19 protein-coding genes and 1 tRNA gene are annotated in these 21,749 nt (G+C 71.9%); 17 read left to right on the forward strand and 3 right to left on the reverse strand.

Features of this window, described 5'->3' with window-relative positions; genetic code table 11:
• Window positions 1-34: 34 nt before the first annotated feature.
• The 9 genes from ACSGDB_RS00105 to ACSGDB_RS00145 all read left to right on the forward strand — a co-directional run bounded on the left by ACSGDB_RS00105 (window position 35) and on the right by ACSGDB_RS00145 (window position 8,895).
• The gene (locus ACSGDB_RS00105) at window positions 35-883 is read left to right on the forward strand and encodes a segregation and condensation protein A (protein WP_434991841.1); all 849 of its coding nucleotides are present in this window, start codon (window positions 35-37) and stop codon (window positions 881-883) included.
• Window positions 880-1,515, forward strand: a complete 636-nt coding sequence (gene scpB, locus ACSGDB_RS00110; RefSeq protein WP_434991843.1) for an SMC-Scp complex subunit ScpB — start codon at window positions 880-882, stop codon at window positions 1,513-1,515. The genes ACSGDB_RS00105 and scpB overlap by 4 nt, the downstream gene beginning before the upstream one ends.
• Before the next feature lie 27 nt (window positions 1,516-1,542).
• On the forward strand, window positions 1,543-2,829 hold the full coding sequence (locus ACSGDB_RS00115) for a pseudouridine synthase (RefSeq protein ID WP_434991845.1): 1,287 nt from the start codon (window positions 1,543-1,545) through the stop codon (window positions 2,827-2,829).
• A gap of 3 nt (window positions 2,830-2,832) precedes the next feature.
• Window positions 2,833-3,957: a prephenate dehydrogenase gene (locus ACSGDB_RS00120; protein ID WP_434991847.1), complete on the forward strand. Its 1,125-nt coding sequence runs from the start codon at window positions 2,833-2,835 to the stop codon at window positions 3,955-3,957.
• Between the two features lie 62 nt (window positions 3,958-4,019).
• Window positions 4,020-4,709 carry a (d)CMP kinase gene (gene cmk, locus ACSGDB_RS00125; RefSeq protein WP_434991908.1) on the forward strand — a complete coding sequence of 230 codons (690 nt, stop codon included), beginning with the start codon at window positions 4,020-4,022 and terminating at the stop codon, window positions 4,707-4,709.
• Between the two features lie 95 nt (window positions 4,710-4,804).
• Window positions 4,805-6,361 carry a ribosome biogenesis GTPase Der gene (gene der / locus ACSGDB_RS00130; protein ID WP_434991848.1) on the forward strand — a complete coding sequence of 519 codons (1,557 nt, stop codon included), beginning with the start codon at window positions 4,805-4,807 and terminating at the stop codon, window positions 6,359-6,361.
• Window positions 6,362-6,438: 77 nt separating this feature from the next.
• A tRNA-Pro gene (locus ACSGDB_RS00135) sits at window positions 6,439-6,515 on the forward strand.
• A 122-nt stretch (window positions 6,516-6,637) separates the two neighbouring features.
• Window positions 6,638-7,627, forward strand: a complete 990-nt coding sequence (locus ACSGDB_RS00140) for a hypothetical protein (protein ID WP_434991849.1) — start codon at window positions 6,638-6,640, stop codon at window positions 7,625-7,627.
• A complete protein-coding gene (locus ACSGDB_RS00145; RefSeq protein ID WP_434991851.1) occupies window positions 7,624-8,895 on the forward strand; it encodes a wax ester/triacylglycerol synthase domain-containing protein in 1,272 nt (423 codons plus the stop codon). The genes ACSGDB_RS00140 and ACSGDB_RS00145 overlap by 4 nt, the downstream gene beginning before the upstream one ends.
• 36 nt (window positions 8,896-8,931) lie before the next feature.
• Here ACSGDB_RS00145 and ACSGDB_RS00150 read toward each other — a convergent pair whose 3' ends face one another.
• Window positions 8,932-9,462: a flavodoxin domain-containing protein gene (locus tag ACSGDB_RS00150; protein WP_434991853.1), complete on the reverse strand. Its 531-nt coding sequence runs from the start codon at window positions 9,460-9,462 to the stop codon at window positions 8,932-8,934.
• A 197-nt stretch (window positions 9,463-9,659) separates the two neighbouring features.
• On the opposite strand from ACSGDB_RS00150, the gene gcvH reads away from it, so the two are divergent.
• From gcvH to ACSGDB_RS00175, 5 genes are all read left to right on the forward strand, one after another.
• Window positions 9,660-10,046 (forward strand): glycine cleavage system protein GcvH, encoded by a 387-nt coding sequence (gene gcvH, locus ACSGDB_RS00155; protein WP_434991855.1) that lies wholly within the window; start codon window positions 9,660-9,662, stop codon window positions 10,044-10,046.
• A 74-nt stretch (window positions 10,047-10,120) separates the two neighbouring features.
• The gene (locus ACSGDB_RS00160; RefSeq protein WP_434991857.1) at window positions 10,121-10,612 is read left to right on the forward strand and encodes an FHA domain-containing protein; all 492 of its coding nucleotides are present in this window, start codon (window positions 10,121-10,123) and stop codon (window positions 10,610-10,612) included.
• 8 nt (window positions 10,613-10,620) lie between these two features.
• Window positions 10,621-11,370 (forward strand): transcriptional regulator FtsR, encoded by a 750-nt coding sequence (gene ftsR, locus ACSGDB_RS00165; protein WP_434991858.1) that lies wholly within the window; start codon window positions 10,621-10,623, stop codon window positions 11,368-11,370.
• A gap of 10 nt (window positions 11,371-11,380) precedes the next feature.
• A complete protein-coding gene (locus ACSGDB_RS00170; RefSeq protein WP_434991859.1) occupies window positions 11,381-11,884 on the forward strand; it encodes a bifunctional nuclease family protein in 504 nt (167 codons plus the stop codon).
• 222 nt (window positions 11,885-12,106) lie between these two features.
• Entirely contained in the window at window positions 12,107-12,694 is a 588-nt protein-coding gene (locus tag ACSGDB_RS00175; RefSeq protein WP_434991860.1) for a MerR family transcriptional regulator, read from the forward strand.
• Between the two features lie 55 nt (window positions 12,695-12,749).
• Here ACSGDB_RS00175 and ACSGDB_RS00180 read toward each other — a convergent pair whose 3' ends face one another.
• Window positions 12,750-13,574, reverse strand: a complete 825-nt coding sequence (locus ACSGDB_RS00180; RefSeq protein WP_434991862.1) for a ParA family protein — start codon at window positions 13,572-13,574, stop codon at window positions 12,750-12,752.
• A gap of 205 nt (window positions 13,575-13,779) precedes the next feature.
• Here ACSGDB_RS00180 and ACSGDB_RS00185 point away from each other — a divergent pair, with 205 nt between their 5' ends.
• Entirely contained in the window at window positions 13,780-17,214 is a 3,435-nt protein-coding gene (locus ACSGDB_RS00185; RefSeq protein WP_434991863.1) for a pyruvate carboxylase, read from the forward strand.
• 42 nt (window positions 17,215-17,256) lie between these two features.
• Window positions 17,257-18,660, forward strand: coding sequence for a mycothione reductase (locus ACSGDB_RS00190; protein ID WP_434991865.1), 1,404 nt, complete (start codon window positions 17,257-17,259; stop codon window positions 18,658-18,660).
• 61 nt (window positions 18,661-18,721) lie between these two features.
• Here the strand turns inward: ACSGDB_RS00190 and ACSGDB_RS00195 are convergent, their stop codons facing one another.
• Window positions 18,722-20,530, reverse strand: coding sequence for an AMP-dependent synthetase/ligase (locus ACSGDB_RS00195; protein WP_434991867.1), 1,809 nt, complete (start codon window positions 20,528-20,530; stop codon window positions 18,722-18,724).
• 211 nt (window positions 20,531-20,741) lie between these two features.
• Between ACSGDB_RS00195 and ACSGDB_RS00200 the strand changes: the two genes are divergently transcribed.
• Window positions 20,742-21,746, forward strand: coding sequence for an ROK family glucokinase (locus tag ACSGDB_RS00200; protein WP_434991909.1), 1,005 nt, complete (start codon window positions 20,742-20,744; stop codon window positions 21,744-21,746).
• Window positions 21,747-21,749 lie beyond the last annotated feature (3 nt).

Here is a 21,749-nt window from a genome sequence, read left to right on the forward strand (position 1 = left end):
TCCGGATCCTCCCGGTCCCGCTAGGGTGGTGCCCGTGGCGGCCGCCCCGGTGGCCGGGACACCCGCGGAGGCCGCGGCCCGTCCGGTCTTCGCGGTGCAGCTGACCAACTTCAGCGGACCCTTCGACCTGCTGCTGAACCTCATCTCCCGACGCGAGCTCGACATCACCGAGATCGCCCTGGCCCAGGTCACGGACGAATTCATCGCCCACATCCGCCGCATGCAGGCGGCCGACGGCGACTTCAGGCTCGACGAGGCGAGCGAGTTCCTCGTGGTCGCGGCAACCCTCCTGGACCTGAAGGCCGCTCGCCTCCTGCCGGCCGGTGCGGTCGAGGACGCGGACGACGTCGCACTCCTGGAGGCCCGCGACCTGCTGTTCGCCCGGCTCCTGCAGTACCGGGCCTTCAAGGAGATGGCCCGGCATCTCGCGGCCCGGCTGGAGGAGGAGGACACGCGCCACCCGCGCGAGGTGCCCCTCGAGCCGCAGTTCACCCGGCTCCTCCCCGACCTCGTCTGGCGGCACTCTCCCGAGGAGTTCGCGGCCATCGCCGCCCGGGTGCTCGAGCCGCGTGAGGAACCGCCCGCCGAGGTGGGCCTCGGGCACCTGCATGCGGCGGCCGTGAGCGTGCGCGAGGAGACCCTGCTCCTGCAGGAGCTCCTGCAGGGCCGGGGCGCGCTGTCCTTCCGGCAGCTCACGGAGGGCGCCGCATCGCGGCTGGTGCTCGTGGTCCGGTTCCTCGCCCTGCTGGAGCTGTTCCGTGACGGGGCCATCTCCTTCGAGCAGACCGCACCCCTGTCCGAACTCGTGGTGCGGTGGCGTGCCGGGGACGGGCAGGGTGCGGCCGGCGCGGACACGGGCGACGACGAGCGGGGCGTGGCATGACCGGGGAGGTGCCACCCGACGGGCAGGGCGTCCCCGTCGAGGAGCTGCCCGGCGGCCTGCGGGGCGCGGTGGAGGCGATCCTCATGGTCACGGACCATCCGGTCACCGAGGAGCAGATCGCCGCAGCGCTCGACCGGCCGGCCGGAGAGGTGCGCGCGGTGCTCGTGGACCTGCAGCGGGAGTATGACGGCTATACTGGGTCAGGCTCCCAGGGCGCCGACCAGCCCGTGCCGCGCGGTTTCGAACTCAGGAACATCGCCGGCGGGTGGCGCATCTTCTCGCGGCAGCATTTCGCCTCCGTCGTCGCGGACTTCGTGCTCGACGGCCAATCGGCCCGCCTGTCACAGGCGGCGCTCGAGACCCTGGCAGTCATCGCGTACCGCCAGCCCGTGTCCCGGGCCCGGGTATCCGCGATCCGGGGCGTCAATGTCGACTCCGTGGTCCGCACGCTGCTGCAGCGCGGACTGGCCGCCGAACTCGAGACCGATCCGGAGACCGGTGCCGTCCTTTACGGGACCACGTCCCTCTTTCTGGAAAGATTGGGGCTGGGCAGCGTCGACGAACTGCCCCGGATCGCTCCCCATCTGCCGGGCCTCGAGAGCCTGGGGGAGTATGACGAAACGACGTACTGAGCACGACCGACGAGAAGGACTTTCACCATGACACAGCAGCCAGGATCCGGTTCCGGACGCAATACGCCGCGCCGCGGCGGGTCGGCCGGGCGCCCATCCGACGCTGCCCGTGCCAGGAAGTCCGCCCCCCGGACCGGCTCGGCGCAGGGCGGCGGCCGCTCCGGCGAGGGCCGTCCCTTCTCCGAGCGCTCCGATCGTGGGGGCCGTCCGGGCGAGGCCCGCCCCTCCCGGAACGACCCGCGCCCCTCGCGGGAGAACGGCCGCTCCGCCGAGGGCCGCACCCCCGGCACGGGTGAGCGTCGCGACTCCGCCGACGGCCGCGCCCTCTCGGCCGCCGGTCGGCCCTCCGCCGGCACGCCGTCGACCCGTTTCGGTGCGAAGACCGGAGGCCGCGCCGGCGGCAAGCCCGGCCGTCCGGGGGCCGCGACCGGCGGACGCGGGGAGCAGAAGGGCGCGGGCCGGCAGAAGCCGGCCGGGCCCAGGCCCTTCGGCCGCGAGCGGTTCGGGCAGAACCTCGGCCCGGTCCGGCCCGCGAAGCCGAAGCGTGCCAGCCGTCCCGCCGACGAGGTCGACGTGCACAACCCGGAGGGTGTCCGCCTGCAGAAGGTCATGGCCCTCGCCGGCGTCGCCTCACGCCGCGTCTGCGAGGAGATGATCCTCGACGGCCGCGTGGAGGTGGACGGCACCGTCGTCACCGAGCTCGGCGTCCGCGTGGACCCCGCCCAGGTGGCCATCCACGTGGACGGTATCCGCCTGCAGCTCGACGAGAACCTCAAGTACTACGTCTTCAACAAGCCCCGCGGCGTCGTCTCCACCATGGAGGACCCCGAGGGCCGCCCGTGCATCAGCGACTTCCTGAAGAACAAGAACAAGAACGAGCGGCTGTTCCACGTGGGCCGGCTGGACGCCGAGACGGAGGGCCTGCTCCTGCTCACGAACGACGGCGAGCTCACCAACCGCCTCACCCACCCCTCCTACGAGGTCCCGAAGACCTACCTCGTGCAGGTCCGCGGCCCGATGGGCCAGGGGATCGGCGCGCAGATGAAGGAGGGCATCGAACTCGAGGACGGCGTCGCGAAGGTCGACTCCTTCAAGCTCGTCGACTCGACACCCGGCCACATCCTCGTCGAGGTCGTGCTGCACTCGGGCCGCAACCGGGTGGTCCGCCGGCTCTTCGACGCCGTCGGGCACCCCGTGGAGCGCCTCGTCCGCACCCAGCTCGGACCCATCCGGGTGGGGGACCAGCGCCAGGGCAGCATCCGCGTGCTCGGACGCCAGGAGGTCGGGCACCTGCTGGCATCGGTGGGCCTCTAGCCCATGACCACGCGCACGGAGCAGGGCACGCACCTGACCGGACCGGTCCTCGTCGTCGGGGCCGGGCTGCTGGGTGCCAGTATCGGGCTGGGCCTGCGCGCCCGCGGGCTCGACGTCGTCCTGTCCGACAGCTCGCCCTCCACCGAGGCGGTGGCGCGCGACATCGGCGCGGGCCGGATCCTCGCGGAGGTGCAGGTCGCGGGGGAGCAGCCGGCACCGGAACTCGTCGTCGTCGCGACTCCTCCCGACGTCACCGCGCGGGTGGTGGCGGCCGCGCTCCGGGACTACCCGGACGCCGTCGTGCTGGACATCTGCAGCGTGAAGGAGGCGATCCTCCGCGAACTCGAAGCGACCCCGGGCGCTGCGGAGCACCTGCCGCGGTACGTCGGGACGCATCCCATGGCCGGCCGGGAGACCTCCGGGCCCGTCGCGGCCCGCGCGGAACTCTTCCTGGGCGCTCCCTGGGTGCTCTGCGGCGACGACAGCTCCGCCGAGGCCGTCCTGTGCGCCGAACGGCTCGCCGTCGATCTCGGGGCGGTGCCCGCGCGGATGTCCGCCGAGGAGCACGACCAGGCCGTGGCGCTCATCTCGCACCTGCCGCAGGTGGTGTCCTCCCTCGTGGCGAGCAGGCTGCAGGACTCGCCGGCGCAGGCGCTCTCGCTCGCGGGCAACGGGCTGCGGGACGTGACGCGGATCGCCGCGAGCGATCCGCGCCTGTGGGTGCAGATCCTCTCCGCCAACGCCGGGCGTCTCGTGGAGATCCTGTACGGCGTCCGTGAGGACCTGAACCGCCTGATCGGTACCCTCGAGGATCCGACGGGCGGCGGGTCCCGGCTCGACATGGCCCAGCTGATGTCCGAGGGGAACGCCGGCCAGGCGCGGGTGCCCGGCAAGCACGGGACGCCGCCGAACTCCTTCGCGCGCCTGACGGTGCTCGTCGACGACGTGCCCGGGCAAATCGCGAAACTCCTGACGGAGATCGGTGACACCGGCATCAACGTCGAGGACTTCCGCCTCGAACACTCTCCCGGGCGGGAGGTCGGCCGCGCCGAGCTGTCGGTTCTCCCGGGCAAACGACAAGAACTGACGGAGTCCCTGACGCAGCGGGGCTGGAAGGTAGTGCAGTGACGCAGGTTTCAGCAGTTTCCCAGATCCCGGGTCCCGAGGCGAGGGGCGAGTCCTCGCCGTCCATCCCGTACTCGGGCTTCCGGCTCGGGAAGTCCCTCGTGGTCGCGATCGACGGGCCCTCCGGTTCCGGCAAGTCCAGCGTCAGCCGGGAGGTGGCCCGGCGGCTCCGTGCCGCGTACCTCGACACGGGGGCCATGTACCGCGCGGTCACACTCCACTGCGTCGCGCAGGGGATCGACCTCCAGGACAGCGCCGCGGTCGAGGCCGCGGCACGGGACATCGAGCTGTTCATCAGCACCAGCCCGGACCGCGAATCGGTGACCGTCGGCGGCGACGACGTCACGGCCGCCATCCGCGAGCCCGAGGTCTCGTCCGCGGTGAGCGCCGTCGCCACCACCCTGGGCGCCAGGGCCGAGCTGATCCGGCGCCAGCGCGCACTGATCGCCGGCGCCGGCCACCGCATCGTCGCCGAGGGGCGGGACATCACCACCGTCGTCGCCCCCGACGCCGAGGTGCGCATCCTCCTCACGGCGAGCGAGGAGGCACGCCTGCGCCGGCGCGGGGACCAGCTCGGCGGTACGCAGACCGACGCCCAGCTCAAGCGCCAGGTCACCGAGCGGGACGCCCGGGACTCGACCGTCGTCGAGTTCCACCAGGCGGCGGACGGCGTCGTCACGCTCGACTCCTCCGAGCTCGACTTCGAGCAGACCGTGACCGCGGTCCTCGGCATCGTACGCACGGTGGCGCACTGACCGTCCCGCCCCGGGACACCACCACAGGATTCCGGGCGCGAGCCCACCAGGATTGCCGTCGGGAGACGGTGAACACCAACCGAAGGACATACCAGATGAGCGAGAACCTTTCGCCGGACGCGACGGAGCAGGGCCCCGGAGCCGACGAGGACTACGAGCCGAGCGGCGAGGACCAGGTCGGCGCACTGCTCGACACCCTCGACGACGCCGAGGCCGAGCAGCGCGCCGCGTCCCTCCGTGCGGGCCTCGAGGACTACGAGCTCGACGACGAGGACGCCGCGCTCCTGGCCCGCCAGGACGAGGCCTTCGACGACGAGGCCGATGGCCGGATGAACCCGGTGCTCGCCATCGTCGGCCGCCCGAACGTCGGCAAGTCGACCCTCGTCAACCGCATCCTCGGCCGCCGCGAGGCCGTCGTCGAGGACACGCCCGGCGTGACCCGCGACCGCGTCTCCTACCCCGCCCAGTGGTCCGGACGGAACTTCACCCTCGTCGACACGGGCGGCTGGGAGCAGGACGCCAAGGGGATCGCCGCGCGCGTCGCCGACCAGGCGGAGATCGCCGTCGACATGGCGGACGCCGTGCTGTTCGTCGTCGACGCCACCGTCGGCGCCACCGCGACCGACGAGGCCGTGGTGCGCATGCTGCGCCGCAAGAACAGGCCCGTCATCCTCGTGGCCAACAAGGTGGACGACATCCAGAACGAGGCCGACGCCTCGGTGCTGTGGGGGCTCGGCTTCGGTCAGCCCTGGCCGGTGTCCGCGCTGCACGGCCGCGGCACCGCCGACATGCTCGACCACATCAACACGATCCTCCCCGAGTTCTCCGAGCACGGAGGCATCGAACGTTCGGGCGGGCCCCGCCGCATCGCGCTGATCGGCCGGCCCAACGTGGGCAAGTCCTCGCTGCTGAACAAGCTCGCGGGCTCCGACCGCGTCGTCGTCGACCCGCTCGCCGGGACCACGCGCGACCCCGTGGACGAGATGATCGAGCTCGGCGGACGCACCTGGCGCTTCGTGGACACCGCGGGCATCCGTCGTCGCGTCCACATGCAGCAGGGCGCGGACTTCTACGCCTCCCTGCGGACCCAGTCCGCCCTCGAGAAGGCAGAGGTCGCCGTCGTGCTCCTCGCCGTCGACGAGGTGCTCAGCGAACAGGACGTCCGCATCCTCAACCTGGCCATCGAGTCCGGACGCGCGATCGTACTGGCCTTCAACAAGTGGGACCTGCTCGACGACGAACGCCGCCGCTACCTCGAGCGCGAAATCGACCAGGACCTCGCCCACGTGGACTGGGCCCCCCGCGTGAACATCTCCGCGCTCACCGGCTGGCACAAGGACCGCCTCGTGCCCGCCCTCGACGTCGCGCTCGAGTCCTGGGACCGCCGGATCCCGACGGGACGCCTCAACGCGTTCCTCGGGGAGCTCGTCGCCGCCCACCCGCACCCCGTGCGCGGCGGGAAGCAGCCCCGCATCCTCTTCGGCACCCAGGCCTCGAGCCGGCCGCCGAAGTTCGTGCTCTTCACCACGGGTTTCCTGGACCCCGGATACCGCCGCTTCATCACCCGCCGCCTGCGGGAGACGTTCGGTTTCGAGGGCACGCCCATCGAGGTCAGCATGCGCGTGCGCGAGAAGCGCAGCCGCAAGCGCTAACGCCCCTCCCGGTGTGCGGTTCCGCGCCGCGATGCTGTAGTGTTATCCGAGTGGTTTGGCCTGCTGGACAGGCCGTTCGGGATGTGGCGCAGCTTGGTAGCGCACTTGACTGGGGGTCAAGGGGTCGCAGGTTCAAATCCTGTCATCCCGACCATGCGATGTCCTCGGGCATCGGCCACGGAACGCCTTCCTTCGGGAGGGCGTTCCGTGTTTTCAGGGCTTCCTCGGGGACTCTCGGCCCTAGGCCGGCCTCGCGCCGCGGACGAGGATCGACCCATGAAGAGCGACCAACCGTCCGCCGTCGCCGGGGGGACCGCAGGGGACGGCATTCCGGCCAGCACCTCCGCCGATCTCCCCGGCCGGCGACGGGGCCCTGGTCTCCTGCAGCCGGACGCAGCGCGCCCCGTACCGGTGGTGCGCCCCGGGGCCGCCTGCGGTCTGTCCGTCGCACTCGGTGCGGTCACGCTGCTCGCCGCCGCCACGTCCTTCTTCCTCCCCGGGGTGCTGTCGGGGCCGGCCGTGACGCAGGGGAACCTGCGGGGAACAGCGCTCGTGCTGATGGTCCTCGCCGTCCCGCTGCTGTTCGCCTCGATGTCCATCGCCTCCCTGACCTCCGCGTCCGGGCACTCCGGCCGGGCGCTCGTGGTGTGGCTGGGTACGGTGGCCTACATCATCTACCAGGCCGTGCTGTTCCTGTTCGGCACCCCCTTCAACAGCCTGTTCCTCGCCTACGTGGCGATGTTCTCCCTCGCACTCTGGTCCGCGGCCGCGCTGATGCGCCGGATCGACCTGGAGGAGTTCAACGCCCGCTTCGACGAGCGCCTGCCGGCGCGGGCCATCGCCGCGTACGCTGCCGTCGTCGCCGCCCTCAACGCGCTGGCGTGGTTGCGGATCGTCGTGGGCGCGAGCCTCAGCGATGCCCCGCACGCCTTCCTGGACGGGTCGGGCATGACCACCAACCCGGTCTTCGTCCAGGACCTCGCCGTCTGGCTCCCGCTCCTGCTGGTGTCCTCGTGGTGGCTGTGGACGGATCGCCCGCTCGGCCGGCTCGTGGTCGGGGCCCTGCTCGTCCTGCTGGTGCTCGAGGGCGTCGGTGTGGCCACCGACCAGTGGTTCGGGGCGGCGGCGGACCCGGACACGCCCTTCGCCTCCCGGGCGGCGGTGCCCTTCTTCGCGGGCCTCGCCGTGATCGGGATGGTGCCGCTCGTCATCCACCTCCGCCACCTGCGGGCCGGTCGGGCCGAGGCGGCCGGACTCCCGCGGTGACGACGATCACGGCGGGTCGGCGCCTGGCCCCCGTCGACGAGGCCAATCTCGTGCTCGACCACGCCGGGCAGGTGAACGTGTTCCTCGTCGCCGGCGTGCTCGCGGCGGGCGGATTCGTCGGGGACGACGGCGTCCCCGACCTGGAGGAGGTGCGTACCGCCCTCCGCGAGCGGATCACCTCGATACCGCAGCTGCGCCTGCTCACGACGGGGGAGGGCCGCCGGCACCGGTGGGCCGAGGCGTCGCCGGATCTCCGCCACCATGTGCGTGTGGTCGACGCCGTGGCGGGACCGGGCGGGCTCGAGCGCCTGTGCGGGCAGCTGATGAGCCACTCCCTCCCACGGGATCGCCCGCTGTGGGAGCTGCTGCTCGTCCCGGGGGCGAGCGCGGACGGGGTGGGGATGGTGCTGCGCCTCCACCACGTGCTGGCCGACGGACTGGAGGCGGTGTCCATCGTGCAGCAGCTCTTCGACCCGGGCGGGGACTCCTCACCCGGGGCGGCGCCGCCCGGTGCAGGTCCCGCGTCGCCCGGCCGGCAGCGGGACCTGCCCGGTGCCCTCGGTCGGGGCGTCGTCGCCTTGCGCCGCATCCGCAAGACCCTTACCGGCCGGGAGGTCGGGGAGACGGTGTTCCTGGGCGAACGCAGCGCGCAGCACGGGGTCCGTTTCCTCGACGCCGACCTCGCTGCCGTCGCGGCCCGCGCGCGGTCCGTCGGGGCCACGGTGAACGACGCCCTGCTCTCTGCGGTGGCGTCGGGCTACCGGGCGGCCCTCGCTGCCGCCGGTGAGGACATCCCGGCCGTCCTGCCCGTGTCGGTCCCGGTGGCGCTGCGCCGCGGAGGAGCGTCGGGCAACCACGTGGGGATCATGCTCGCGCGGCTGCCGCTCGGTGAACCCGATCCCGTGGAGCGCCTGCGCCTTCTCGCCGTCGGGACCCGCGCCGACAAGGTGCAGGCACGGCAGCAGGGCACCCTCGAGTTCCTGCGCGGGCCCCTCGGCGCGCGGATCCTGGACCGTATCGGCCGCCGCCAGCACCTGGTGGCCGGCTTCGTCACCGATGTCCCCGGCCCGACGCGGGCCCTCCGGCTCGCCGGCGCGCCGGTGACCGCGATCTGGCCCGTCGCCGTGCTCGCGGCCAACGTCCGCCTCGGAGTCGCCGCGGTCTCGTACGGCGGCCGCCTGCGCTGCGGCGTCCACTTCGATGCGGCACGCGTGCCCGGGGCGGAGTTCGCGCGGGCCATGGGGGAGGAGCTCGCGGCCCACTCCTGACGGGAGGTCCCGCTCACTCCCGACGGGAGGTCCCGCTCACTCCTGACGGGAGGGCACGGGGACGAGCGTCAGGGCCCAGTCGCGGGCGCGCTGCTGTTCTCCGTGCAGGAGGTGGCTCCCGCGATCGACGAGGAAGTCCTCGTGCGCGTCGACGGGAAGATCGCGGCGGTGGAGCTTCCGCCGGATTGCCGCCGTGGCATCGCCGGCGAAGATGCGCGGCATGTCCGCCCGCGTCGAGAAGGCGGCGAAGCGGGGCTCCGACGCCGTCAGGGTCATCCGCTCCAGCCACTCCCGGATCCCGGACTCCAGGGCGTCCTCCTCGAGCGTCAGGTCCCGTTCGCGGTCCTCGGCCCAGGAGGCGGCCTCCTGACGCGACGATGCCTGCGGGAGCGTGTGGCCGTGGGTCGGCGCACCGACGACGACGAGGCCGTAGCCGGACAGCTGCACCGGGGCGTCGCTCGCGGTCGTCACCGTGACCTCGCCGGACGGCCGGAGGGCGTCGGCGATGGCCTCGGCGATCCTCCGGGTGTTGCCGAACATCGATTCGTACACGACCAGTGTCTTCATACCCGTACCTTCCGTCGGTCCGCGCAGAAGAGTCTTCACCGGCGGCCGCCGGCACAGAAGGGCCGAACGTCCCGGCGCCGCGCACGGTCCGCGGTCGGCGCGGGACCGCACAGCCCTCTGTGCCTATACTCGACCAGTACTTGTACCGGGCAGCGCCTCGCGCCGCCGCCGATCCACTCCGCGACCGAAAGGCAACCATGAGCAGCATTCCAGACGGCCTCTACTACACCGCGGAGCACGAGTGGGTCAGTGAGCCCGCCGTCGACGGCACGGTCCGTGTGGGCATCACCGATTTCGCGCAGGACGCCCTCGGGGACGTCGTCTACGTCCAGATGCCCGAAGCCGGCACCGGGGTCACCGGCTCGGACGTCATCGGCGAGGTGGAGTCCACCAAGAGCGTCAGCGACATCTACGCCCCCGTGTCCGGCGAGGTCGTGGCACGCAACGAGGCGCTCGACGACGATCCCTCCCTGGTCAATTCCGATCCCTACGGCGAGGGCTGGCTGCTCGAGATCAGGGTCGCGGACCCGGCGGTCGTCCAGGATCTGCTGAGTTCAGCCGACTACTCGCAGCAGGTAGGCTAGATCCACCTCGCAAAGGCAGGGACAGTATGGTCGGCGTCACGCCGGTCCATCGCGCAGTAGGTGGAGGAAAGACCATGGTGCCCGACGTGAACCCAGCCGGAAACGGAGAAGAGCCGAACATGACATCTCCTGAGACAACGACCATCGGCCTGCCCCCGCAGGTCGAGGAGACCGCCCTGGAACGGCACCTGACGCGCGAGGAGCACGCATCCGTCGGGGCACTTCCCGCCGGCTCGGCACTGCTGATCGCCCACTCCGGCCCCAACGCCGGTGCACGGTTCCTGCTGGACGAGGACGTCACAAAGGCCGGCCGCCACCCGAACGCGGACATCTTCCTCGACGACGTGACGGTGTCACGTCAGCACGCCGAGTTCCGCCGCACCGAGAACGGGTTCATGGTCGTCGACACGCGCAGCCTCAACGGCACGTACGTCAACAACGACCGCGTGGACAGCGTGGTCCTGCGCAACGGCAACGAGGTGCAGATCGGCAAGTTCCGCCTGACCTTCTACGCGGCGCGCACCAACCCCGGCCAGGACGACCGGCACACCGCAGCGCAGGCGTAGTCCGCTTCATGCCTGCCTCCCAACCCGCCCGGCATCCGTCCGGCGTCGTTCCCGGTCCCTCCGGCGCCGGTGTCCTGAACATCGGCGAGGTCCTGCGCGAGCTGGCCGAGGAATTCCCCCAGGTCACGGCGTCGAAGATCCGGTTCCTCGAGGAGAAGGGCCTGATCGCGCCGCAGCGGACGCGGGCAGGGTACCGGAAGTACGCCTCGCACGACGTCGAGCGGCTCCGCTTCGTCCTCGCGCTCCAGCGGGACCAGTACCTGCCCCTGAAGGTGATCAAGGACTACGTCGACGCGATCGACCGCGGGGAGCGTCCGGAGTCGCTGCCCGGCGGGATGACCCTCGCCCCCCGGGTGGTCTCCGACCAGCTCTCCCGCGAACTGCAGGGACATGCCCGACGGCTCACCGCGGAGACCCTGGCCGCGGAGGCGGGAGCGCCGCGCAGGCTCGTCGACGACCTCGTGAGCTTCGGCCTGATCACCGCCGTCGAGAACCGTTTCGACGAGCACGCCCTGAAGATCACGCGCGCCTGCGTGCAGCTCGAGGGCCACGGCATCGAACCCCGCCACCTGCGGCCCTTCCGTGCGGCGGCGGACCGGGAGCTGGGGCTCGTCGAGAGCGTCGTCGCCCCGGTGGCCTCGCGCAGGGACGTCGCCTCGAAGGCCCGTGCCGCGGAGACCGCGCGGGAGATCAGCGAACTCTGCCTCGGCCTCCACAGCGCCCTGGTGTACAGCCACATAGCCCGGATGGACAGTTAGGCGGGACCCCGTGATCGAAGTAGAAGTCGTCGGCGTGCGGATCGAGCTGCCGTCCAACCAGCCCCTGGTCCTTCTGCGCGAGATCGCGGGGGAGCGGCACCTGCCCATCTGGATCGGGGCCCCCGAGGCCAGCGCGATCGCCTTCGTCCAGCAGGGCATCGTCCCGCCCCGGCCCATGACGCACGACCTGCTGGTCGACGTCGTCGCCGCGGCGGGGAAGCGGATCACCGAGGTGCGCATCATCTCGGTGGAGGACACGGTCTACCACGCGGAACTCGTCTTCGCCGACGGGGTGACGGTGGGCTCGCGCGCGTCGGACGCCATCGCCGTCGCGCTGCGCGTCCCGTGCCCCATCTTCTGCGCCGACGAGGTGCTGGCCCTGGCCGGCGTCGAGATCGCGGAGGCGGAGGCCGAGGAAGCCGGCGACGGCGAGACCGAGGCGACCGCCGAGAAGGAGGTCCTCCAGTTCCGGGAGTTCCTCGCCGACGTGGAGCCCGAGGACTTCGAACGGTGAGATTCCCGACGTCGGCCGGCCGCTCCCGCGACTTTCCGCGGGCCGCCGACGACACGGCAATTCTTGAGGGCTCTCGTCTTTGACCTTGCCCGTCGCGCGATCTAACGTCGAAGAATACAGTTCCCACTGCGCGCGTGGCGGACCCGGGGTGCACGTGAGTGCACCTCCTGCGGTTCCGGCTGATCAGCAGACGTCCAGGGGAACCCGACGAGGAGGCAGCACGTGAGTCCGAAGGGTGACGCCGGCAAGGCAGCCAGCCCGTCAGGCACCGGAATCCCGGAGAGCGCCCAGGGCCTGCTGTTCACCGAAGACCTCCCTGTCCTCGACGAGGACGCCGGCTACCGCGGCCCCACCGCCTGCAAGGCTGCGGGCATCACCTACCGCCAGCTGGACTACTGGGCTCGGACCGGACTCGTCGAACCGGCCGTCCGGGGGGCCTCCGGCTCCGGCACCCAGCGCCTGTACGGTTTCCGCGACATCCTCGTCCTCAAGGTGGTCAAGCGCCTGCTGGACACCGGGGTGTCCCTCCAGCAGATCCGCACCGCCGTCGAGCACCTCCGCGAACGCGGAGTCGAGGACCTCGCCCAGATCACCCTCATGAGCGACGGGGCGAGCGTCTACGAATGCACCTCCGCCGACGAGGTGATCGACCTCGTCCAGGGCGGGCAGGGAGTCTTCGGCATCGCCGTCGGCCGTGTGTGGCGCGAGGTCGAGGGAAGTCTCGCCGCCCTGCCCAGCGAGCACGCGGCGGACCAGGAGTTCCCGGGCGACGAGCTCAGCAAGCGCCGCGCCACCCGCAAGATCAGCTGACCGCCGGCGCCGTCCCGCCGCGTGAGCACCGCCGGTCGGCCAGGACGGCCGGCGCCTACCGTCGTGCGGTCCGGCTGCGCATCCTGGCCGGGTCCACGACATTGAGCAGCAGCTCGTCGAAGGAGGACGCCGCACGCTGCGCAGAATCCCCGGGCCAGTGGTGCACGGAGTGCGCGGCGCCCTGAATCTGCTGCCAGTTGGCCTGCTCCGGGATGGTGGGGCTCAGGACCAGGTCGCCGAACATCCGCCGCATCTCGCCGAGGCGGAACGCGTGCTCGTGGGAGGTCTCGCGGACCCGGTTCGCGAGGATGCCCGCGGTCTGCAGGTCCGGGGCGTATTCCCGGCGGAACAATTCGAGGGCGCGCATGGTGCGCTCCGTCCCCGCCACGGAGAAGAGTCCGGGCTCCGCCACGAGGAGTACCTTGTTGCTCGCGGTCCAGGCCATGCGGGTGAGTCCGTTGAGCGACGGCGGGCAGTCGATCAGCACGAGGCTGTAGCCCTCGACGCGGGACAGGAGGGAGGTCAGGCGCTGCTGGTCGCGTCGGCCCAGATCGGGGCGATCGTAGATCCCCGAGTAGGCGGAGCCCATCGCGACGTCGAGCGTGGGCCGCCGGGCGCCCGGCTGCTGCGCGGCGGTCGCCACCCAGCCGCTGGGGACGGTGTTCGCGCCGAGGTCCGCGCGTCGCGCGTTCTTCAGCAGGTGCCCGATATCGCTCTGGCCGGAGGGCCTGACGCCGAGTCCGGTGGTCGCATCGGCGTGCGGATCGAGATCGACGACGAGCGTCGGGATGCCTGCCGCCAATGCGGCCGAAGCCAGCCCCAGGGTCATCGACGTCTTGCCGACGCCGCCTTTGAGGCTGCTGATGCTGACTACCTGCACGTGCGGAACCCATACCCGTCCCCGGGCCGCGCGGGCAGCCCGATGTCCTTGTGATCCCGTCCATCATAGAGTGGCGCGGCCCGGCGCCTGGACGGCGGGCCCCGGGGCGCCCGTCCACATGGCGGCACCGGCATGGACCGGTGCGGCCCCACGGGTAGGATCGATCCAGCCTGAAGAACCCGACCGGCAAGGATGCAGGAGTGCGATGTTCTCGAAGATTCTGGTAGCCAACCGTGGCGAGATCGCCATCCGCGCCTTCCGCGCCGGACACGAGGTGGGAGCGAAGACCGTCGCGGTGTTCCCCCACGAGGACAGGAACTCCATCCACCGGCAGAAGGCCGACGAGGCGTACCTCATCGGCGAGGAGGGCCACCCGGTCCGGGCCTACCTGGACGTCGACGAGATCATCCGCGTGGCCCGGGAGTCCGGCTGCGACGCCATCTACCCCGGGTACGGCTTCCTGTCCGAGAACCCCGGCCTCGCCCGGGCCGCGGCGGAGGCCGGGATCACGTTCGTGGGGCCGCCCGCCGACGTGCTGGAACTCGCCGGGAACAAGGTCAAGGCCCTCGACGCGGCGCGGGCCGCCGGCATCCCGGTCCTCGCATCGTCCCGCCCGAGCGCGGACGTCGCGGAGCTGATCGCGGCGGCGGACGAGATCGGCTTCCCCGTCTTCGCGAAGGCGGTGGCCGGCGGCGGCGGGCGCGGGATGCGGCGGGTGGACACACGGGAGGCGCTGCCGGAAGCGCTGGAGGCCGCGATGCGCGAGGCCGAATCCGCTTTCGGCGATCCCACGATGTTCCTGGAGCAGGCGGTCCTCCGGCCGCGCCACATCGAGGTGCAGATCCTCGCGGATGCATCAGGCAACGTGATGCACCTCTTCGAACGCGACTGCTCCCTGCAGCGGCGGCACCAGAAGGTCATCGAGATCGCACCGGCCCCCAACCTCGACGACTCGATCCGGCAGGCGCTGCATCGCGACGCCGTGAAGTTCGCGACCGCGCTGGGCTACGTGAACGCCGGGACGGTCGAGTTCCTCGTGGACACGGTCGGTGAGCGTGCCGGCCAGCACGTCTTCATCGAGATGAACCCCCGCATCCAGGTCGAGCACACCGTCACCGAGGAGGTGACCGACGTCGACCTCGTCCAGTCCCAGCTGCGGATCGCCGCCGGCGAGAGCCTCGCCGATCTCGGCCTCAGCCAGGACACCGTGACCCTGCGCGGTGCGGCCCTGCAGAGCCGCATCACCACCGAGGATCCCGCGAACGGGTTCCGCCCCGACGTCGGCAGGATCTCCGCCTACCGGTCGGCCGGCGGCGCCGGGGTGAGGCTCGACGGCGGGACCGTCTACGCGGGCGCCGAGATCAGCCCGCACTTCGACTCGATGCTCGTCAAGCTCACCTGCCGGGGCCGGGACTACCCCTCGGCCGTCACCCGCGCGCGGCGGGCGCTGGCGGAGTTCCGCGTCCGCGGCGTCTCGACGAACATCTCCTTCCTGCAGGCCGTGCTCGACGACCCCGACTTCATCGCGGGCAACGTGGCGACGTCCTTCATCGACGAACGCCCCGAGCTCCTGACGGCGCGCGTGCCCGCCGACCGCGGCACGAAGCTCCTCACCTGGCTCGCCGACGTCACCGTCAACCAGCCCAACGGCGCCCGTCCCGCACACCTCGACCCGCGGGAGAAGCTGCCGCACCTTCCCGAGGACCGGCGTGCCGCCGACGGCGGGACGACGTCCGACGCCCCGCCCGCCGGCAGCCGGCAGCGGCTGCTCGAGCTCGGTCCCGAGGGATTCGCGAAGGCGCTGCGGGAGCAGACCGCCGTCGCGGTCACGGACACCACGTTCCGCGACGCCCACCAGTCCCTGCTCGCCACCCGGGTCCGCACCCGCGACCTCGTCGCCGCCGGCGCGAGCGTGTCCCGGCTGACGCCCGGGCTGCTGTCCGTGGAGGCCTGGGGCGGGGCCACCTACGACGTCGCGCTCCGCTTCCTCGGCGAGGATCCGTGGGAGCGCCTGGACGCGCTGCGCCGGGAGGTCCCGAACATCTGCCTGCAGATGCTGCTGCGCGGGCGGAACACCGTGGGCTACACGCCGTACCCCGAAGCGGTCACGACGGCCTTCGTGCAGGAGGCCGCCGCCTCCGGCATCGACATCTTCCGCATCTTCGACGCCCTGAACGACGTCACGCAGATGGAGCCCGCCATCCGCGCCGTCCGGGAGACCGGGACCGCCCTCGCCGAAGTGGCCCTCTGCTACACCGCCGACATGCTCGACCCGGCGGAGACGCTCTACACCCTCGAGTACTACCTCGACCTGGCGCAGCGGATGGTCGACGCCGGCGCCCACATCCTGGCCATCAAGGACATGGCCGGACTGCTCCGCCCGGCCGCCGCCGCCCGGCTCGTGACCGCCCTGCGGGAGCGCTTCGAGGTGCCCGTCCACCTGCATACCCACGACACCGCCGGCGGCCAGCTCGCCACGCTCCTCGCGGCCGTGGACGCCGGGGTCGACGCCGTGGACGTCGCCAGCGCCGCCCTGGCCGGGACGACCAGCCAGCCCTCCGCCTCCGCGCTCGTCGCGGCCCTGGCGCACACGCCGCGGGACACCGGCCTCGACCTCGACGCGGTCTGTTCCCTGGAACCCTACTGGGAGGCCGTGCGCCGCATGTACGCGCCGTTCGAGTCCGGGCTGCCCGGGCCCACCGGCCGCGTCTACCGCCACGAGATCCCCGGCGGGCAGCTGTCCAACCTGAAGCAGCAGGCCATCGCGCTCGGGCTGGGCGAGAGGTTCGAGGCCATCGAGGACATGTACACCGCGGCGGACCGCATCCTCGGGCGGCTCGTGAAGGTCACACCGTCCTCCAAGGTGGTGGGCGATCTCGCCCTGGCCCTGGTGGGCAGGGACGCCGATCCGGCCGAGTTCGAGGAGAACCCGCAGGCCTTCGACATCCCGGACTCCGTCATCGGGTTCCTCAACGGGGAGCTCGGCAACCCGCCCGGCGGCTGGCCCGAACCGTTCCGCACCAGGGCGCTGCAGGGCCGCGAGTTCAAGCCGCGCGACGTCGAGCTGTCCACCGAGGACGAGGCAGCGCTGGCCGGCTCCTCCTCCGAGCGCCGGACCGCCCTGAACACGCTGCTGTTCGCCGGGCCGGCGAAGGACTTCCGGGCCACGCGCGACACCTACGGGGACGTGTCCCTCCTGGGCACCGCCGACTACCTCTACGGGCTGCAGCCCAACACGGAGCACGTCATCGAGCTCGAGAAGGGCGTCCGGCTCATCGCCACCCTCGAGGCGGTCTCGGAGCCGGACGAGAAGGGCATGCGGACCGTCATGTGCACGCTCAACGGCCAGATGCGGCCGGTCAGCGTGCGGGACAGGAGCGTCGACAGCGACGTCGCCGCCGCCGAGAAGGCGGACCCGGGAACACCGGGCCAGATCGCCGCCCCGTTCGCCGGGTCGGTGACGGTCACCCGCGCCGAGGGGGACACCGTCGCCGCGGGGGACACGGTGGCGACCATCGAAGCCATGAAGATGGAGGCGAGCATCACGACCCCCGTGGCCGGCACGGTCCAGCGCGTGGCCTTCACCGGCGTCGCACCCGCGCAGGGCGGTGATCTGCTGCTCGTGGTCTCCGCGTCCTGACCCGGGCCCCGGCCGGCGCGCAGGCGCGGCTAGACTGCGGGGGTGACCCACTACGACCTCGCGATCATCGGCTCCGGCTCGGGCAACACGCTCATCTCGCCGGAATGGGACGACCGCAAGGTGGTGCTCGTCGACGGCGGGACCTTCGGCGGCACGTGCCTCAACGTCGGCTGCATCCCCACGAAGATGTTCGTCTACCCCGCGGGACTGGCCTCCGCGCCGGGGGAGTCCTCCCGGCTCGGCGTGGACCTCACCCTCGACGGCGTCCGCTGGCAGGACATCCGGGACCGCATCTTCACCCGGATCGACACCATCTCCCGGAGCGGGAGGACGTACCGGGCCGACGAGCTCCCGAACGTCACCCTCGTCGAGGAGTACGTGCGGCTGACGGGGGAGAAGTCCTTCGAGACCCCGGGCGGTGACGTCATCACCGCCGACCAGCTGGTCCTGGCCGCCGGCTCCCGCGCCGTGCTCCCGGACATCCCCGGCATCACCCTGCCCCAGGTGCACACCTCGGACACCGTGATGCGCCTCGAGGAGCGGCCGCAGCGCCTGCTCGTCATCGGCGGAGGCTACATCGCCGCGGAGTTCGCGCACGTGTTCGGGGCGTTCGGCACCCGGGTGACGCTCGCGGTCCGCTCCGCCGGCATGCTCCGCCACCTCGACGCGACCGTCAGCGCGTCCTTCACCGAGCAGGCCGCGCAGCAGTGGGACCTCCGGCTGGGCACCGACGTCACAGGCATCAGCGCCAACGACGACGGCAGCGTCACCGCCCGGCTCAGCGGCGCGGACGGGGTCGTCGAACTCGAGGTCGACGCCGTGCTCGTGGCCATCGGCCGCACCCCGAACACCGACCGCCTGGGGGCGTCCGAGGCGGGGCTCGACGTGCACGAGGACGGGCGCCTCGCCGTGGACGAGTTCCAGCGCGTCCTGCGCGACGGGGCGCCGGTGGAGGGACTCTGGTCGCTCGGCGACCTGAGCAGCCCCTACCAGCTCAAGCACGTCGCCAACCACGAGGCGAAGACGGTCGCGCACAACCTGCTCCATCCCGACGCGCTGCGGGCGAGCGACCACCGGTTCGTGCCGGCCGCCGTGTTCTCCCACCCGCAGGCGGCGTCCGTCGGCATGACGGAGGACGAGGCCCTCGCCTACGCCGAGAACAAGGGGGCGGCCGTCGTGACGGCCGTCCAGCACTACGGGTCGACGGCCTACGGGTGGGCGATGGAGGACGTCCTCGGCTTCGCGAAGATCATCGCCGAGCAGCACACCGGCCGGATCCTCGGCGCGCACATCCTCGGCCACGAGGCCTCGATGATCATCCAGCCCCTCGTCCAGGCCATGTCCTTCGGACTGGACGCGCACACGATGGCGCGCGGCCAGTACTGGATCCACCCGGCGCTCACCGAAGTGGTCGAGAACGCCCTGCTGCACCTGACGATCGACTGAGCCACGATCGACCGGACCGGGCGTCCCCGCCGACGGGGTCGGCGGGGACGCCCGGTCCGGGTCAGACGGACGCGCGGTTGTAGATGGACTCCACGACGTCCGAGTAGTCCTTGAGGACCTGGGCCCGCTTGATCTTGAGGGACGGCGTGAGGTGGCCGGTGGTCTCGGTGAAGTCGGTCGTCACGATCCGGAACTCCTTGATCGCCTCCGCCCGCGAGACGGTGGAGTTGGCCTGATCCACGAGGGCCTGGATCTCCGCGAGGACCGTCGGGTGCTCGGCGGCCTCCACCGTCGTGGTCCCGGCCGGCATCTGGTGCCGGTCCAGCCAGCCCGGGAGGGCCTCCTCGTCGATCGTGACCAGGGCGGAGATGAAGGGCCGGCCGTCGCCGAGGACGACGCACTGCGACACCAGGGCGTTGGCGCGGATGGTGTCCTCGAGCAGCGCGGGGATCACGTTCTTCCCGCTGGCCGTCACGATGATCTCCTTCTTCCGGCCCGTGATCCGCAGGAAACCGTCGTCGTCGAGCTCGCCGATGTCCCCGGTGCGGAACCACCCGTCGAGGAAGGCCTCGTCGGTCAGGTCCGGGCGGTTGTAGTAGCCCTTCATGACGCACACGCCCCTGGCGAGGATCTCGCCGTCGTCCGCGATCTTCACGGCGTTGCCCGGGAGGGGTGCGCCGACGGTCCCGATCTTGATGCGCTTCGGCGTGTTCACGGTGATGGGCGCCGTGGTCTCGGTGAGGCCGTAGCCCTCGAGCACCATGAGGCCGATGCCGTGGAAGAAGTGGCCGAGGCGGTCCCCGAGGGGTGCCCCGCCGGACACCGCGTGCTCCACCCGGCCGCCCATGGCCGCGCGGATCTTGCCGTAGAGCAGGCGGTCGAAGACGGCGTGCTTGACCTTGAGGGTCAGGGGGATCTTCCCTGCCTGCTCGGCCTTCGACCATGCGATCGCCACATCGGCTCCTGCGTGGAAGATCTTGCCCTTGCCGCCGTCCTCGGCCTTGAGCATCGAGTTGTTGTAGACCTTCTCGAAGACGCGCGGCACGGCCAGGATGAACGTGGGCCGGTAGCTCTGCAGGTCGGGGAGCAGGTTCTTGACGTCGGGGGTGTGCGCCACCGTGGCCCCGGCCGCGACGCACAGGACCGAGATGAAGCGGGCGAAGACGTGGGCGAGGGGCAGGAACATGATGGTCTGGCCCCCCTCGCGCGCCACCTCCGGGAGGGCCGCGGCGGCGTTCTCCGACAGCTCGACGAAGTTCCCGTGCGTCAGTTCGCAGCCCTTGGGCTTGCCGGTGGTGCCCGAGGTGTAGATGATCGTCGCGATGTCGTCGAGCCCGGCGTGCGCCCGGCGCTCCGAGAGCGTCTGCTCGTCCGTGCCCACCCCGGCCGTCCGCAGCGAGTCCAGGCCCCCGCCGTCGAACTGCCAGACGTGCTGGAGGGAATCGATGCCGTCCAGCGCGACGGCGTCCCGGACCACGCCCTCATGGCGTGCCGACTCGACGAACGCCCCGACCGCCCCGGAGTCGCTGAGGATCCAGGCGACCTGCGCGGGGGAGGAGGTCTCGTATACAGGGACGGACACCGCGCCGGCGAACCAGATCGCGAAGTCGGCCAGCGACCACTCGTAGCGCGTGCGGGCCATGATGGCGACGCGGTCCCCGGCCTGCACGCCGGAGGCGATCAGGCCCTTCGCGATGTCCTCGACCTGGCGGCGGAACTCGGTGGCCGCGATGTCCTCCCACTCGCCGGAAGGGCCCTTGACGGCGAAGAGGGCGGGATCGGACGGCTTGCTCGCCTGCCGGATCACGAGGTCCGTGGTGTTCGTCCGGCGGGGGACGTCGACGAGGACGGGGACGCTGATGTCGCGCACGATAGCTCCTTTGATATCACCCCACGGTGAGGTGGTTTCACTTTATAGCGTTACCCGTCCGAAACGCCCTCCGGTACTGTACGAATCTGTAACGGGTGCGCGCGCCCGGCCCCGACAGGAGGACCGCATGCCGATCATGCCCGAGCCGGGAGCCCCCCGGACCCGGCGGCTGCGCCCCGGCACGGGCGTCCCGTGGAGGGGGCGCGCCCCGATGGCCGCCCGTCCTGCGCGCACCGCGCTCCCCAACCCGGCGCGCCGCGGGCTGTCGGTCGGCGTCGACATCGGCGGCACCAAGATCGCCGCCGGAGTCGTGGACGTCCACGGCCGGATCCTCGCCGAGGCGCGCAGACCGACGCCCGGCCAGGACCCCCGCGCCGTGGAGGCGGTCGTCACCGACCTCGTCCGGGAACTGTCGAGGGAGTACCGCGTCCGCTCGGTCGGCATCGGGGCCGCGGGCTGGATGGACCTGTCGAACAGCACCGTGCTGTTCAGCCCCCACCTGGCCTGGCGCAACGAACCCGTCCGCCGCAACCTCGAACAGCTGCTCCGCCGACGCGTGACGGTGGTCAACGACGCCGACGCCGCCGCCTGGGCCGAATGGCGGTTCGGAGCGGGGCGCGGAGAGGCGCGGCTCGTGTGCGTGACCCTCGGGACCGGCATCGGCGGCGCCATGATCATGGGCGGGCGCGTGGAGCGCGGCCGGTACGGCGTTGCGGGCGAGTTCGGCCACCAGATCATCGTCCCGCAGGGCCAGCGCTGCGAATGCGGCAATCGGGGGTGCTGGGAACAGTACGCCTCGGGCAACGCGCTGGGACGGGAGGCGCGTGAGCTGGCCGCCGCGCAGTCGCCCGTCGCCCAGGCCGTCATCGACGCCGCTGCGGCCGACGGCGGCCCGATCACCGGGGCCCTCGTCACCCGGCTCGCCATGGCGGGAGACCCGACGTCGCGGGAACTCGTCGACGACGTCGGCCAGTGGCTGGGACTCGGGCTGGCCAACCTGGCAGCGGCACTGGACCCGGGCACCTTCGTGATCGGCGGCGGGCTGAGCGCGGCGGGGGATCTCCTGCTGGAACCCGCGCGGCGCGCCTTCGGACGCAACCTGACTGGTCGGGGGTTCCGGCCCGTGGCGCGGATCGAGCGGGCGGCCCTCGGACCGGCCGCGGGACTCATCGGAGCCGCGGACCTCTCCCGCCAGCTCTCACGCAGCGGCACCTGACAC

Origin of the sequence: Arthrobacter sp. Ld5 (assembly GCF_051172775.1) — a bacterium.
Taxonomy (GTDB): Bacteria; Actinomycetota; Actinomycetes; order Actinomycetales; family Micrococcaceae; genus Arthrobacter_D.

What these genes read in the sequence shown, in the direction of transcription:
- ACSGDB_RS00115 (WP_434991845.1), top strand. Translation starts at nt 1,543, where the DNA reads ATGACACAGCAGCCAGGATCCGGTTCCGGACGCAATACGCCGCGCCGC.
- ACSGDB_RS00150 (WP_434991853.1), bottom strand. Translation starts at nt 9,462, where the DNA reads ATGAAGACACTGGTCGTGTACGAATCGATGTTCGGCAACACCCGGAGG.
- gcvH (WP_434991855.1), top strand. Translation starts at nt 9,660, where the DNA reads ATGAGCAGCATTCCAGACGGCCTCTACTACACCGCGGAGCACGAGTGG.
- ACSGDB_RS00185 (WP_434991863.1), top strand. Translation starts at nt 13,780, where the DNA reads ATGTTCTCGAAGATTCTGGTAGCCAACCGTGGCGAGATCGCCATCCGC.
- ACSGDB_RS00140 (WP_434991849.1), top strand. Translation starts at nt 6,638, where the DNA reads ATGAAGAGCGACCAACCGTCCGCCGTCGCCGGGGGGACCGCAGGGGAC.
- ACSGDB_RS00200 (WP_434991909.1), top strand. Translation starts at nt 20,742, where the DNA reads ATGGCCGCCCGTCCTGCGCGCACCGCGCTCCCCAACCCGGCGCGCCGC.
- ACSGDB_RS00120 (WP_434991847.1), top strand. Translation starts at nt 2,833, where the DNA reads ATGACCACGCGCACGGAGCAGGGCACGCACCTGACCGGACCGGTCCTC.
- der (WP_434991848.1), top strand. Translation starts at nt 4,805, where the DNA reads ATGAGCGAGAACCTTTCGCCGGACGCGACGGAGCAGGGCCCCGGAGCC.
- ftsR (WP_434991858.1), top strand. Translation starts at nt 10,621, where the DNA reads ATGCCTGCCTCCCAACCCGCCCGGCATCCGTCCGGCGTCGTTCCCGGT.
- ACSGDB_RS00160 (WP_434991857.1), top strand. Translation starts at nt 10,121, where the DNA reads ATGGTGCCCGACGTGAACCCAGCCGGAAACGGAGAAGAGCCGAACATG.
- scpB (WP_434991843.1), top strand. Translation starts at nt 880, where the DNA reads ATGACCGGGGAGGTGCCACCCGACGGGCAGGGCGTCCCCGTCGAGGAG.